Origin of the sequence: Halorussus limi (genome assembly GCF_023238205.1) — an archaeon.
Classification (GTDB): Archaea; Halobacteriota; Halobacteria; order Halobacteriales; family Haladaptataceae; genus Halorussus; species Halorussus limi.
The window spans coordinates 1,174,883-1,188,733 of record NZ_CP096659.1 but is presented as its reverse complement, the minus strand read 5'-3'; the positions used below and the strand labels follow the sequence as shown (position 1 = coordinate 1,188,733).

Annotated in this window: 13 protein-coding genes; 9 read left to right on the top strand and 4 right to left on the bottom strand. The window is 56.2% G+C overall.

Annotated elements, in window-relative coordinates; all coding sequences use genetic code 11:
* Positions 1–74: 74 nt before the first annotated feature.
* The 3 genes from M0R89_RS06135 to M0R89_RS06125 are packed head-to-tail and all read left to right on the top strand — an operon-like array spanning position 75 to position 3,079.
* Positions 75–1,223 (top strand): ABC transporter substrate-binding protein, encoded by a 1,149-nt coding sequence (locus M0R89_RS06135; RefSeq protein WP_248651678.1) that lies wholly within the window; start codon positions 75–77, stop codon positions 1,221–1,223.
* A 1-nt stretch (position 1,224) separates the two neighbouring features.
* Positions 1,225–2,160, top strand: a complete 936-nt coding sequence (locus M0R89_RS06130; RefSeq protein WP_248651677.1) for an ABC transporter permease — start codon at positions 1,225–1,227, stop codon at positions 2,158–2,160.
* A 1-nt stretch (position 2,161) separates the two neighbouring features.
* Complete coding sequence (locus tag M0R89_RS06125; RefSeq protein WP_248651676.1) at positions 2,162–3,079, top strand: ABC transporter permease; 918 nt, start codon at positions 2,162–2,164, stop codon at positions 3,077–3,079.
* 20 nt (positions 3,080–3,099) lie between these two features.
* Here the strand turns inward: M0R89_RS06125 and M0R89_RS06120 are convergent, their stop codons facing one another.
* A complete protein-coding gene (locus tag M0R89_RS06120; RefSeq protein WP_248652327.1) occupies positions 3,100–4,101 on the bottom strand; it encodes an A24 family peptidase in 1,002 nt (333 codons plus the stop codon).
* Positions 4,102–4,206: 105 nt separating this feature from the next.
* On the bottom strand, positions 4,207–4,434 hold the full coding sequence (locus M0R89_RS06115; RefSeq protein WP_248651675.1) for a hypothetical protein: 228 nt from the start codon (positions 4,432–4,434) through the stop codon (positions 4,207–4,209).
* A gap of 264 nt (positions 4,435–4,698) precedes the next feature.
* On the opposite strand from M0R89_RS06115, the gene M0R89_RS06110 reads away from it, so the two are divergent.
* From M0R89_RS06110 to M0R89_RS06100, 3 genes are all read left to right on the top strand, one after another.
* Positions 4,699–6,150 carry a PAS domain S-box protein gene (locus M0R89_RS06110; RefSeq protein ID WP_248651674.1) on the top strand — a complete coding sequence of 484 codons (1,452 nt, stop codon included), beginning with the start codon at positions 4,699–4,701 and terminating at the stop codon, positions 6,148–6,150.
* A 192-nt stretch (positions 6,151–6,342) separates the two neighbouring features.
* Positions 6,343–7,050, top strand: coding sequence for a hypothetical protein (locus M0R89_RS06105; RefSeq protein ID WP_248651673.1), 708 nt, complete (start codon positions 6,343–6,345; stop codon positions 7,048–7,050).
* The gene (locus M0R89_RS06100) at positions 6,968–8,098 is read left to right on the top strand and encodes a tyrosine-type recombinase/integrase (RefSeq protein ID WP_248651672.1); all 1,131 of its coding nucleotides are present in this window, start codon (positions 6,968–6,970) and stop codon (positions 8,096–8,098) included. Before M0R89_RS06105 ends, M0R89_RS06100 begins: the two co-directional genes overlap by 83 nt.
* A 215-nt stretch (positions 8,099–8,313) precedes the next feature.
* Here the strand turns inward: M0R89_RS06100 and M0R89_RS06095 are convergent, their stop codons facing one another.
* Both M0R89_RS06095 and M0R89_RS06090 read right to left on the bottom strand, forming a co-directional pair.
* The gene (locus M0R89_RS06095; protein WP_248651671.1) at positions 8,314–9,903 is read right to left on the bottom strand and encodes a hypothetical protein; all 1,590 of its coding nucleotides are present in this window, start codon (positions 9,901–9,903) and stop codon (positions 8,314–8,316) included.
* Between the two features lie 169 nt (positions 9,904–10,072).
* Positions 10,073–10,243: a hypothetical protein gene (locus tag M0R89_RS06090; RefSeq protein ID WP_248651670.1), complete on the bottom strand. Its 171-nt coding sequence runs from the start codon at positions 10,241–10,243 to the stop codon at positions 10,073–10,075.
* 396 nt (positions 10,244–10,639) lie between these two features.
* On the opposite strand from M0R89_RS06090, the gene M0R89_RS06085 reads away from it, so the two are divergent.
* The 3 genes from M0R89_RS06085 (at position 10,640) to M0R89_RS06075 (ending at position 13,621) form a co-directional block, all read left to right on the top strand.
* Positions 10,640–11,770: a DUF4238 domain-containing protein gene (locus M0R89_RS06085; protein WP_248651669.1), complete on the top strand. Its 1,131-nt coding sequence runs from the start codon at positions 10,640–10,642 to the stop codon at positions 11,768–11,770.
* A gap of 404 nt (positions 11,771–12,174) precedes the next feature.
* The gene (locus M0R89_RS06080) at positions 12,175–12,873 is read left to right on the top strand and encodes a tyrosine-type recombinase/integrase (RefSeq protein WP_248651668.1); all 699 of its coding nucleotides are present in this window, start codon (positions 12,175–12,177) and stop codon (positions 12,871–12,873) included.
* Complete coding sequence (locus M0R89_RS06075) at positions 12,851–13,621, top strand: site-specific integrase (protein ID WP_248651667.1); 771 nt, start codon at positions 12,851–12,853, stop codon at positions 13,619–13,621. Before M0R89_RS06080 ends, M0R89_RS06075 begins: the two co-directional genes overlap by 23 nt.
* Positions 13,622–13,851: the final 230 nt, after the last annotated feature.

Genomic DNA, 13,851 nt, shown 5'->3' with positions numbered 1-13,851 from the left:
TCGGGTAAGCCACACAAAAAGCATAAACTTTTATGACTGTTTCCCCCGACCTTCGACGTGGTGGGGGATACCAAATGACACGAGACGGTGACGGCAGTCGCACCGAAACGAGCGATAACTCTCGGCGGACGTTCCTGAAAGCGAGCGGGACGGCCGGGGCGGCCGGACTGGTCGGACTACCGGGATACGTCGGAAACGTCACGGCCCAGCGGCCGACGCTCAACGTCCTGACGTGGGAGGAGTACGGCGACCAGCAACTGCTCGGTCCGATTCAAGAGCAGGTCGGGGTGGACATCCAGATTACCAAGTCCACGTCGTCGGCCAAGATGTTCTCGTCGTGGAACGCCGGGCAGTACCGCCAGTACGACATCGCCATCCCGAACAACAACTACGTCCCGAAGATGATGAACGCGGACCTGCTGGCTCCGGTCCCCGAGGACGTAGTCACGAACCAGAGCAGCATCTACGACACGTTCCAGACCTTCGCCGACAACCAGTTCACCAGCGAGGGGGACGCCTACGGGGTCCCGATTCGGTTCGGGTGGTACGGCTACTCCTACGACTCCCGGAAGATTCCGGATCACGACCCGACCTACGAGATTCTGTTCAGCGACCAGTTCGAGGGCGTCGACCTGCAGAACAAGATCGTCATGTACGACAACCACTTCAAGGCGATGAGCGCAGCGGCGCTCTACCTCGGGATGCAGGACGCCTTCAAAGGGAAGCAGGTCAGCCTCTCTCAACAGCAGTTAGACGAGGTCAAGCAGACGATGATAGACCAGAAGCCGCTGTTGCAGGGCTACATTGCTGCGGACCCGACCTACATCAAGTCGTTCCGGCAGGGCAACTTCCTCGTCGGCCAATCCGGGCGGAACGAAATCGTCGAGATGAAAGTCAACGGCGACAACTGGCCGAAGATGGCCACGCCGAAGGAGGGGTCGCTCGCGTGGTTCGAGTCGGCGGTCGTCTCGAAGGCGTCGAACAACAAGCAGAAAGCGTGGGAAGTCGTCAACGAGTACATCTCGCCGAAACTCGGCGCGACGCTGGCGAAAGTGGGCTACTCGCCGAGCGTCAACCCGGCGACCCAGCAGTACCTGACCGAGCGCCAGAACAACCTGTACGGGGCGATAGCCCCCGAGCGCTTGCAGAACTTCATCCCGTTCAAGGCCGTCGAGAACGAGCGCGCGTGGATTCAGGCGTGGGAGGAAATCAAGGTCGCGTAACGTGGCTACCGAAACCTCCGAGCGCGGCCGGTCCGCGCGCGAACGGTTCGTCGGCGCGTTCGCCTCTCGGGCGAACAGGCTCGGGATAACCGCCGGACCGGCGCTGGTCTGGTTGTTCCTCCTGTTGCTGACGCCGCTGACGTTCATGGTGGCGGTCAGTTTCACGAGCGTCGACACGTTCACGTACCAGATAATCTGGGAACCGACGCTGGCGAACTACGACCAGTTGTTCGCCGGAGAGGGTCCGTTCTGGCAGACCGCGTTCTTCCAGTCGCTCGCGCTCTCGTACTTCATCGCGGCGGTGACGACCGTGCTGTGTCTGGTGCTGGCGTTTCCGCTGGCGTACCTGCTCGCGCGCCGGGGCGGCACCACGTTCAAGGTCGTCATCTTCCTCGTGCTGTTGCCGTTCTTCACGATGTACCTCGTGCGGGCCTACTCGTGGTACCTCATGTTCGGCCCGAGCGGGGTCCTCAACAGCACGCTGATGCGAATCGGAATCACCGACGGGCCCCTCGGCATCTTCAACTACGGCGTGCCGGCGATAATCGTGGGGCTGACCCACGCGTACTTCCCGTACATGCTGCTGTCGCTGTACGCCAGCCTCGACGGTCTCGACTTCTCGCTGACCGAGGCGGCCCGGGACCTCGGGGCCAGCAGGGCCGAGACGCTGCGGGACGTGATTCTCCCGCTCGTGCTGCCGGGAATCATCAGCGGGAGTCTGTTCGTGTTCGTGCCCGCGCTGGGGGCGTTCATCACGCCGCGGTTCCTCGGGCAGGGGAAGGTGCTGATGATAGGCCAACTCATCGAGAGTCGAATCAACTCGCTGTACGCCATCGGGTACGGGAGCGCGGCGTCGATGTTCATCGTCGCCTCCATCGTGGTGGCGTTCGCGCTGGCGTTCCGGTACGTCAGTATCGAGGACTTGGGAGGTGTCTGAGATGGCGACGGAGACCGACTCCGGCACGGAGACCGAGCGCGGAACTCCGACCGAGCGGGGGACCGGGACCCGGATTCTCGACCACGAGCGCAAGGAGTGGCTCCTCGGACGGGGCCTCTACGTCGTCGCGGGGGCGCTGCTCGTGTTCCTCTGGATTCCGCTCGCGGTGATGATAGTCCTCTCGTTCACGGTCAACGCCAGCACGTTCTTCCCCTTCCGTGGAGTGACGCTGGCCCACTACGGCGCGACGTTCGCCGACGAGGCGCTGATGCGGTCGTTGTGGCACAGCGTGCAGGTCGCCACGATTGCGGCGTCCATCGCCACGCTGTTGGGCGTCCTCGCCAGTTTCGCGCTGGCGAGGTTCGCCTTCCCGCTGAAGGAGGCCTACCGGACGTTCGGCATCCTGCCGATGGTGATTCCGGGCGTGGTGTTGGGCATCGCGCTGCTCATCTACTTCCGGACGCTCCTGCCCCAACTGTTCGGCATCACCATCGTGCCGGGGTTCTGGACGGTCGTGCTGACCCACAGCGTGTACGGCCTTCCGTTCGTGCTACTCATCGTGACTTCGCGGCTCTACACGTTCGACGAGTCGCTGGAGGAGGCCGCCCGCGACCTCGGGGCCGACCCGCTGACGGTGTTCCGCGACGTGACGCTTCCCATCGTCGCGCCGGCCATCGGCGCGGGGTTCCTGTTCGCGTGGATTCGGTCGTTCGAGGACTTCATCCGGGCGTTCTTCGTGCGCGGGACGATGGACGTGCTGACCACGTCGATGTTCTCGATGATAAAGTACGGGACCGCGCCGAAGATGAACGCCATCTCGTCGTTCATCGTCCTCGTCATCGCGGTGGTGCTGGCGGTGGCGATGAACGTCGGCAACGTGTCCGGGATGGTCGCCGGGACCGAGGGCGAAGAGGAGTAGACCTCTGTTTTTCGCGTCTTTCACGCCAGACCGAAGACCGCCATCGCGCCGAACAGCATGTCGCCGTAGGTCAGCGCCACGACGGTCCCGACGAACAGCGGAACGACGAACGGGATGCCCGGCGAGACCCAGACCTCCTCGGCGCTGACCAGCACGTCGAGTCCGTCGCGCAGGCCCTCGGGGGTCGTGCCGTAGGCGCCGTGGTCGATGTCGTCGAGGAACGCCGCCGCGCCCCACGGGTCGTCGGCGGGCGCGTCCTCCTCGGCGACGGTCTCCGCCGGTGCTTCGAGTTCGCCGCCGTCGGCCCGGAGGTCTTCGACGCCGACCGACCCGTCGCCGGGCGGATTCGGTTCCGCCGGCAGGGTGGCGGGGTCCCGGAAACGGTCGGGGCGCTCGCGCAACTCCGCCAGCGTCAGGCCGCGCCACCGGAGGTACATCCGCACCGCGTCCAAGTCCACGCCGTTGCGGGTCACGCCCTCGGGCGTCTCCAGCAGGCGGCCGTGTTCCTCGGCCGCGGCGCGCCACGACACCGGCTTGCCGACGACCATCACCGACGAGAACCGCCCGGCGACCGCGTTCCGGCCGAGGACGGCCAGCGGATAGAGCGCGCCGAGCAACACGGTGTTGGTCAGAATCGTCAGCGAGAACACGCCGACCGCGGTCCGCTGGTGGGGGAGGACCCACCCGAACGCCTCGTAGGTCGGGAACGTGGGGAACAGCGCGGCGACGACGAGAAACGCCTTCGCGTCCGCGCCGCCGAACGCCCGGAACCACCAGAAGGCGACGACGAGCGGCGCGACGAAGCCGAGGCTGATGGCGGTCCGGAGCGCGAACGCTCGGGTCTCGTAGGCGGTGCCGGTCCACGCTTGCCAGCCCTCGACCGCCAACAGGACGACCGCCAGCGCGGCGAGGGGGTACCACGTCCGGTTCGGTACGCGGCGGGTCTTCACGTCGCGTAGCGCGGCCCAACCGAAGACGGGGACGACGAGCAGTCGCAGGAGGTCGGGTATCGAGGCGTCGATGGGGGAAGCCACGGCGTAGTATCTCTCCGTGACCGAGGTTTGTTTCGCCTTCCTATATAAATGTACGAGGGAGTGTCGTCCGGCCGACGCGGGGCGACCGGCCGCCTACGAACCCTCGTCGACGGCGTGAATCTCGTCCACCCGCCACGAGGAGCCGTCTCCCCCGCGCTCCACCAGCGTCGCCTCCACAGTCCCCGACGACGTGGCCAGTCGCTCGAACAAGTCCTCGTCCCCGTCCGGGAGCGGCACGGCGACGTACTGGTCGTCGGAACTGCGGAGGACGACCTCGCGCTCGGTCGCGTCGAAGTTCCAGACGCGGAAGGCGTCTCTCATCGTTCGAGTCGAATCGTCGGGTCCACCCGTCATAGGCTAGCCCGTGACGCGGAGGACGACGGTAAAGGTGGTGTCCGTAGCGCCGCCGCTGTTCGACCGGAGAGACGTAAAAAATCGAATTCGATTTTAATATAGTCGGAGCGGGTTCTTCTCACTCGGGCGTAATTTAGCTGTGGCCTCCCCGTAACGTGGAGACGTAACTGAATCGAGGTCGCAGGAAGGAAATCACAACCATCATGACCCCTTAGTAGCTTGGAGACAGCAATGGGGTACTTGGCACGGGGTATCGAGCAGGTCGGTGGACGCCGCGTCGTCCTCGCCCTCGGGGGACTCTACGTCGCCATTGCCGTCGCGTTCCCAGTCACGCCAGCCGTCGGCGACAGAAGAGTCAACGACGTGTTGATGATTTCGTTGCTCGTCGGCGCAAGCGGTCTCGCGCTCTCCTACGGTGGCTATCGGCTCTCACAGAGCGACGTCCGTCCTGACCTCTACCACGTCGTCGCCGGGTGGTGCGTTCGCGCCATCGAAGTCATGGTCGGTATCCTCCTGTTCATCTCGGTCATCACCGAACTAAACGACCCCCTCGCGAACTTCCTCATCCTCCCTGCACTCGCGAGCGTGGCCGGCCTCGGGATGGGGTATCACGATGGACAGGCCCAGACCAGAGCCGTGGACGCCGAAGAGTACAGCCAAGAACTCGAACGCTACGAAACCATCGTCCAAACCGTCAACGATGGCATCTTCGTTACCAACGAAGACAACCGCTTCATACTGGTGAACGACGCCTACACCGAACTCGTCGGGTACGACCGCGAGGAAATTATCGGCTCGCCCGCCTCGTTCGTCATGGCCGAGAAGGAGAACGCAGCGGCACTACGCGAGGAGGTGGAGCGCGACCTCGAACGAGAGACTTTCGGCTCGAAAATGTACGAGACGAGGCTGCAAACTGCGTCCGGGGAGATAATCGAGGTCGAATGGACTGTCGCACCCCTTCCAGAGCCGGAGGACACCACGCCCGACACGGTCGGTGTCGTGCGCGACGTGACCGAGCGAAACGAGCGTGAACGCCGACTCGAACGTCAGAACGAGCAGCTGGATAATTTCGCGAGTCTCCTCGCGCACGAACTTCGGAACCCGGTCAACATCGGCCAAATTTACAGCCAACAGCTCTCACCTGAGGAGCATCCACAGGCGGTGGAGTACGTCACGGAAGCGTTCGACCGCATCGAAGACATGATCGAGGTCCTGCTACTCGTGGCACGGGGCCGAGAGGCAGTCTCCGAGTGTTCGCCGGTGCGGCTTGCAGATGCAGCGCGGCAAGCGTGGGACGAGTCGGACACGTCCGAGGCGACGCTGGACGTGACGACCGACCTGACGATAGACGTGGACGAGACGTACATCCGCCATCTGTTTCGGAATCTCTTCGAGAACGCGGTCGAACATGGCGGGGCCAGCGTCACCGTCACGGTCGGCGACCTTCCGACCGGCTTCTACGTGGCCGACGACGGTCGCGGTATCGAACCAGACGAACAGAAGACTGTGTTCGAGACGGGATACACGTCCTCGGAAAATGAGGGAGGGATGGGGTTAGGACTGACGTTCGTCCAAGAGATGGCGGACGTGTACGGGTGGGAGTGTTCGGTGGCGGAGAGCGCCGCTGGTGGGGCGCGGTTCGAGTTCGAGAACGTAACCAAGACGCGGCGGGTGACTGAATAGCTCGCACCACGTATCGAGCAAACTACCGAATAGACGTACTTTACCGTCCGGTATCGGGCTACCCGGAGAAAAATGTCCAGTTTGGTGGCTGTCGTGGACCGAACGCGTCCACAGCGCAGTTTAAATGACGCGGTTCTCCCTTTTGACGTAATACGAGCGTTTAACAAACTCCTGTTCATAATCCAGAGTACGATGACAGAACGAAGCGAGATAGTCGGTATCCGTCTCACCCCAGAGGAGAGAGAGGAATTTGAGGAGTTCCTACGAGAAGAGAATGAATTCGACAGCCTGAGCCGCCTTTTCCGGGTTACAGCGTATCGATATATGACCAGCGGAGATGAAGAGGCAACAGTCAATCAGGACGAAATTATTCGTGCTGTGGATACGTCAGTAACACCACTGGCAGAACGACTTGATCGGATTGAAGAGCACGTCCTATCCATTGATTCAAGCGTCACAAATGACGATAAAATTGACCGGTTAGCACGTGACCTCTATTCTTCACTGCCGGTTCATTCCACAGGAAATGATCTGCCGGATTTTGATGAGGTCGGTCAATTCGACACGCCAAGTGATCTAGCCTTAGCCCAAGCCATTTCAACACCGGAGGTGTGGGCACAGTATTTCGACGAAGATCTCGCCGATGTCAGGCGGGCCTGTGCACGAATGTTGGAGTACTATCCTGACGTGGGATTCGTTGAAGATACAACCGAAGAGGCAGAGGCAGATATCCCAAGACACGACAATTTGTCGATTGGGGGGTCATCAAGTCATACAGATTCCACATCTGATTCCTCACCCAGAGTCTCTGTCGGGGATGAATCACTATCGGCAGGATCAAACGAAGAAGATCCAGATAAAAGTACAGTCCGTCGATACTATAAAGAATCGGGTGCCTAAGTTGCCTCCAAGATATAAGGACGTAGAAGACTGCCGGGACCTAATCGAACAGTACATCGGACAGTTAGTTACGGGGACAGACAACGATAATCCGGACCTCCGTGACGAGGGCAGCACCAGACGTTACAAACAAGATCTCAGGTGGTACGATCACTGGCTGGATGAGATCGAAGTGGAATCGCCAGTTGACGTGAAACCCGCACAAGCCAACGCAACTGGTCAAGCGCTGGCTGCGAAATTTAATGGCACAACAGATCTATATCGATGGGATCGGATCTACGCATTTCACGACTGGTTGGTGAGGATGGATTCTGCGGAATCAAATCCTTTCGAGAGATGGAATGACAGAAAGGATGAGATATTCGGATTCTCGAAGAGCTCGGAGCAATCCAGTCAATTAGGAGAAGAGGAAACATACGCACTCTCACAAGATGAGATCAGACAGATGGAGGAGAATGTTAAGAGACACCGAATTCGAGATCAGCTCATCATTAGACTCCTCTGGCAAACGGGAATGCGGAGGGGGGAGGCTTCGGGTTTATTAATCAGTGACATTGACCAAGATGAAAGGGAGATCACAGTACGTGAGTCCGTCGCTAAGAACGATAAGAAGCGAGTGGTAGCTTACCAACGATCGCTTGACGGCTTACTGGTTGAATGGTTAGAAAACGGCTACAGAGACGAGAAATCAGCCACAACAGACCACGATCGACTCTTGGTTGGTGAGAAGGGTGCACCACTATCAGGGGACCGAATTAACAAGATTGCTATCCAAGCGGCTGACGAAGCTGGGTTTAATCGGCAAATCTACGCAGACGCCAATGCACCAATTGATAGTGAGGGTAATAAGAAACCAAACCGATGGCTGGTCACCGCTCACAGCATCAGACACGGATTTGGAACCTACATGGTCAATGACACTGATGCTGGGCTTTGGGAAGTTTCGAAGTTGATGGGCCACTCTTCGGTGAAAGTGACAGAGAATACTTATGTTGAAGACGATCCGCGATCTGGGTTAGATCACCTCCATCAGTATGGCCCAGATTGATTTGATGATTTCAGACACCGAAAGGTTCCCAGTCATCTAAGGCATGATGGACTAATTATAGATTCAATTAGTATTGCGACAACCTCCAATCCAAACTCCCGAAAGACAACTGACCGTAATACCATTTAGGTTATCGCACCATCAGGACGGGTCTTCAACCCTCAATTCTCCGGTTCATACTATTCAGGATAGTGATGCCTCTCTCCGAGGGAGAATCAATAGAGTTGAATCACCGCTGGAGAACGGTTCTGTCCAGCACGAACCCATCTCAAGTGATCCTCTCCATTAGTTCGCCGGCTCCACTCTTTGACCGCTGTACGTAGGCCAGAGACGTGAGGTGCTTTCGCACACCACTCGCTATCGTCAAGCAGTTCCGCGGCCTCCCGTATGGGTACCAATTCACCCTCACACTGTACTCTTCGATCCACAAAAGGAGACTCTGGTGTGGAGTCACTAGCACCCTTCCCACCATCTGGAGTAGATTCGGTGGGGGTCTGTTGGGGAGTGGACCCTGACGTCTCTGTGGATGAAGTCTGGGTGTCTCTGTCCGGTATAGAAGTCAGGTCTGTTTCACTTGATTCCGAGGAGTTAACACTACTATCAGTGGATGATATCTCACTTTCTTCATCACATTTATCGTCTTTCACCGATCTTTCAGATTCTTCGACACCCCCACTCTTCTGTGCAGACGGAGATTCAGAACTGGTTTCGTCAGACTCATCTTCACTTTTGACTGGGCGCTGATTCCTATTGGTATGACCGCCCGCAATTTCTGCATCACAGGTAGCCTCGTCAAGATCAGCGAACTGTGTCCCAAGTAGGTTCGGTGCAGCCTCGCAGAAGTGAGACAGACACTCAGCGTGTATTTCGTCAGAGACACTCATATTATGCAACTTGCCTTTCATGACGCTTGTGAGCTCAGCACGATCAGCGGACCACTCGTTAACACCAGCGTGTGAGAAGGCATAGGTCACCTGGTGAACAAGATCTTCCAAATTCTCCACTGAGATATTGCTGTCGTTCCCTTGGGTAATTCGATGGAAGACCCAACCAGACTGGTTAGCAACAGCTTCAGCAACCAAATAGTCAAACGACTTTCGGACTGCAGGGAAGAAGAGGTGAAAATGCGGAGAGTACTTCACATACTCCAGGGGATCTTCACTTGATAAGACATCAGACCAGGTCATATCCCCATTACCTTCTGCGCCATCGTGTTCGTACTGGTCCTTTCTATATTCCTTCTTAATCCGATATGGGTGATAGATTGCCCCGAAACCTTCGATCTGCCAATTCTCTTCGAGGAGTGTTTTCAGTACTAGGTAAGCCCGTTCCATTGGGTTTTGAGAGTCAACGAGGAAATCAGGCAGCGACGCCACAACATGGTTAAAATCGACATTCTTCTGTCCATCATAACTAGCGTAGACTTTACGCCGCAATGCATCAAGTTTCCCGGATAAGCGGATTGCTTTCTTTTTCACCGCAGCAGGCCAGTCCCGTTCACAAACTGGTGAAGCACAACACCGACCGAGATATTTTGGCTTTCCACATTGATTACATGCGAAGACAGGAATCTCTTCTCCACAATCATCCTCTTTGAGACCGCGGCTACCAGGTAGTTCAAGTTCCGGTAAACGTTCGGTGGGGTTTGATCGGGTGGATTCCCGTTCAAGAACATCTCCTGGTGATGGGCCAGCTTCACCATATCCTGAACGGGAGAGTTCACGGATTTCGTCGCCACCATCAAAGGCATAGATAATTGATGGTTGACTTCCTGTTCCGTCACTATCGAAATTATCGACACTCACCGCTCATCACCTTCCAAGATACCACTACGGGTCTTCAGGTCACGTCGGACGAAAGTCCTATTGCGCCTGTTGACGAAGAACCAACCGAGGACCACTCTGTGGTGCAGGTGAGTCCGCGTTCTGGGGGCGTTGGCCCGCCCCCGATCCCTCGCCGAATCCAGCAACAGGTTCAGCTGTCACCCCCCTCACCGACTCTCTTTAGAGTTAAATCTGCCTGAAGAATTGACTGTTGTCCTTCCACTCCAAGTGCTTTCCGTGCTTGTTTGTCGATAGTCGCCTGATACTTTGGGGGGCCGATCTCTATGGTAATGCTCGTTGAGGTCACTGACTCATCACTCATATCTTGATATAATAAACCTCATACGTAAATACACTTGGTAAGACTCAGTCGTAGTGCGGAATACAGCTTGGTAATCAAACTTATATGGGTATTTCAAAACCAAGTCGTCATTCTATCCCTGTATCACCTGGCGATTACCAAAATTCCATTGTTGATGTTCTTTTATAAGTGCGTGATCCAGACCAACACCAACTAGCTAAAGCCGAGGTGCATCAAGACCCTCTATTCATCTTCGTACTGTGAAGAGCCAGAGCGTCATAGAAGGCTTGTCACAGTATTTATTTCACCACCCCACAGCTGAATAGGTCGTGAAAATCCGCCTGCATACTGACCGATACGAGATCTATTGATTGAGCCAGTAAGGCTTATTCTGTTGGTTTCCGGTTGGTTAATCAGATGGCCAACGAGCATATCGTTCCTCAAGCGTACCTCCAAAATTTTGCTCCGGATGGGGAGGGACTCATTTCTCGATATTCACTTCTTGACGAACATGAGGGGGGTGACTATCATCCGCCACGAGACCGATATCCAATCAGGAAGGCGGCTTCCTACGAAAATTTCGCAGACGGCCTCTTGGAGAGCGGTGAAACGAACATCGCCGAACGAGAGATGATCAGCACTATCCGGAATATTCTGGACGGTGAAGTCCTATCAGCAAAGGATGTTCCCGGGGTCTCCTCGTTTATATCGTTTCAAACGACACGGAGTATCAATTCACGGCTCTACTACACCGCCAAAGAGAGATTGCCACTTGATGAGTTCAATGAGGGCGTACAAGACTGGTTCTCAGCAATCTCCTACAATACGTCGGAGGGGCACACACTTCTCCAGTACATGGGGTGGGTACTAATAGAAAATAAGACCGACCTTCCCTTCTTTACCTCTGACGAGCCGGTAGTCGAGGCGCAAGGAAAGCAGTTTGACAACCTAGATACAACGGCAAAAGAGCTGATCGGGAGACAGATTTTTTGTCCGATTGGCCCGGATCACCTCTTGCTGTTACTGGATCCAAGTCTCTATGACGTAGATGGATTATTATGGGAGCTTGAACCAGAAGAGGATATCCAGCAGCTTCCTGACGAGATGTTTACGAGAGTTGAGGTGGCAGACCGTGAGGAGGTTTGGAAGTTCAATTTGCTTCAACCTCTCAATGCGTACCGGGAGGTATTCGCTCCTGTTGGGAACGGTGAACGGTTGGAGCGGACAGTGGAGCGGCTTTGCTCTGCCTTTCCTGATGACGATTTCGTACGGGGGAATACACCGGACTTCGAGGAAATGCTTCGAGCCTACACAATCGCAGCTTCAGGTCCGAAGTCACCGGAGCAAAGAGAGTGGTATCTGAGAGAAGGATCGGATATTATTTCGTCTCGTGGGAAGAAAGTCAGAGCACTCGAACAGTTCTCCCACTCTATTTCGGTAATCAGTGATTTGGAGATGAAGAGCCCAAATGCCGAATACTGGGCTGAAATTTTAGAGGAGATTGGTCAAGTCTCGTCTGAACAGTATTTGGACGCGGAATCGCTGTAACGAGCAGTACCGGTGAAACTGCGGAAATGCTCTAGATCACTCCCAGTGTTCAAAAGCGAGATTCTGACCGGTACTGAGGAGGTCGTTGGTCAACTCGATACATTCTTCTTCTGTACTGAGCGATTCCTATTTGGTATGGGAAGTCTTCAATGATACCCCCTGAAGAGCATCAAGTGAGCCATTAGAGATCCTACTTAATGCGCACGAATGATCTCTCATTCCCGACCCCGATATGGTCGTGCTGTGAATCAGTGTTGCAGACTGTGAATATGATAAATGGACATTTTCACTGGAGTCACGTGTTTACTGCATAGTAACTACCGCTAAGAGTTTGAGAATATCCGGTTAGCGGGATAACTTTGCAATCATTTATGGCATTGACCCTGTGAAGTAACTTTACCAACATGCCAGGAATGACATACAATCCGTTAGGACTCTCAGGCGATCGTGATAAGACCGGGACGTTCAGACCGGCCCCAAAGTCACAGTATATCCGGTTTCGAGAGGCTGCTAAGGACGGCGACGTCCTCGATGAGCTCATTGGTCTAACACTTACCTCAACTGGAATCCGTGCCGCCGCAATGGCACATATGACGCCATCATGGTGGTGTAACGGGCCGAACGAGCGTCCTCACGTCGAAATTCCCTATGGGGAGGTGTGCACACTCGGATCCGGAAACGGAAGCGGGGGTGACACGAATCCGACTGGTGTTCCGTGCTTCCACTGCCGAAACCGGGCAGAGAAGTACTGGGCACCGGCAGGTGCGGACTTTACGCCAAAGTCCGAGGCAGGTGTCCGACCGATCCCCGTCCGCGATGATGACACCATTCATATCCTGAACAGCTACTTCGACCTCTACGAAAATGTCGCGGCACAGGGGACGATCACTAACCGCGTAAAGAGTATCGCCGAACGGGCGGGGTTCGAACGGCGGGTGGTCGCCCACGATCTCCGTGATACGTACGGCACGCTTCTGGCGAAAAAAGACTTCGGCCCTCACAAAATCAAGGCGCTCATGGGACATGCGAACCTCGAAGAAGCGATTAAGTACATCAAGTTCGCTGGGGAGGACGTCCAGGATGAGTATGATGATAAGTGGTGACCCTCCTGAGAACCTCAGTGACCGTCAGCTGAAGGTTTACCCAGGCAGACAGTCGCTCCCGCTCACAGACGACGGCGTCAATGCGTTCAGGAAAGCTAGCCGAGACGGAGACCACAAAGACCGTCTTCTAGGCGAAGGGCTCCTCTTGACCGGTTTGAAGCCTGGGACATTCGCTCACATGACTTCGGAGTGGCTGGAGTGGGACGGCAGTCGTCTCTTCGTCCGTGTCCCGGGTGATCGTACCGAGTGTACCGTGAGTCCCGGACGGAAAGGACGAACGACCAGCGGCGGCGGCCACCCATGTAGAGACTGCAAGCACCTGAGAGACGGATATTGGTCGCTGAACGGCACACTCCAACCACGACGAGTGCCAGTACCTGAACCGGAGTTCGCTGACTTCATAGAGACATACTTCGCCACACACGATCGAGTCTGTACGCCCGCAACGGTGAACCATCGGTTGGAGAATATTGGGAAGCGCGCCGGTAGCGACAAGACCATCTCGGGGGCAAATCTGCGGATGACGTTCGGAAAGATACTAGCCGAGAAGGGATTCAAGGGAAACATTATCCGCCAAGTTATGGGCTTCCCAGACACACACCAAGGACGCTCCCTGACTCAGCGGTATTTCATCCTTTCAGAACAGCATGAAAACCCGACGTATCATTGCGGTGAAGAAGCTACAGCGAGCGATCTCTGCCGTCGCACAGTGTTCTTTCCGGATAGTGTATGCTACTATCACGAGTGACAACAAGATTCAGAAACGGGTCTCGCCCGTAGAATGTAGCAGTTGTATGTATTCTAGCGTTATCTCATCTGAGGAGAACCGTGTCCGAGTCCGAAGAGTGATAGGATAAGGGGAGTCTCGTGGAGTACGGAATTCGGTGTTCGAAAAGCCGCTCTAAACGGTTTCGGCTACTCAGCCATCGTATTACCTCATCGTTGATCAGCTGGGGAGGTTCTCAACTTCACGGACAT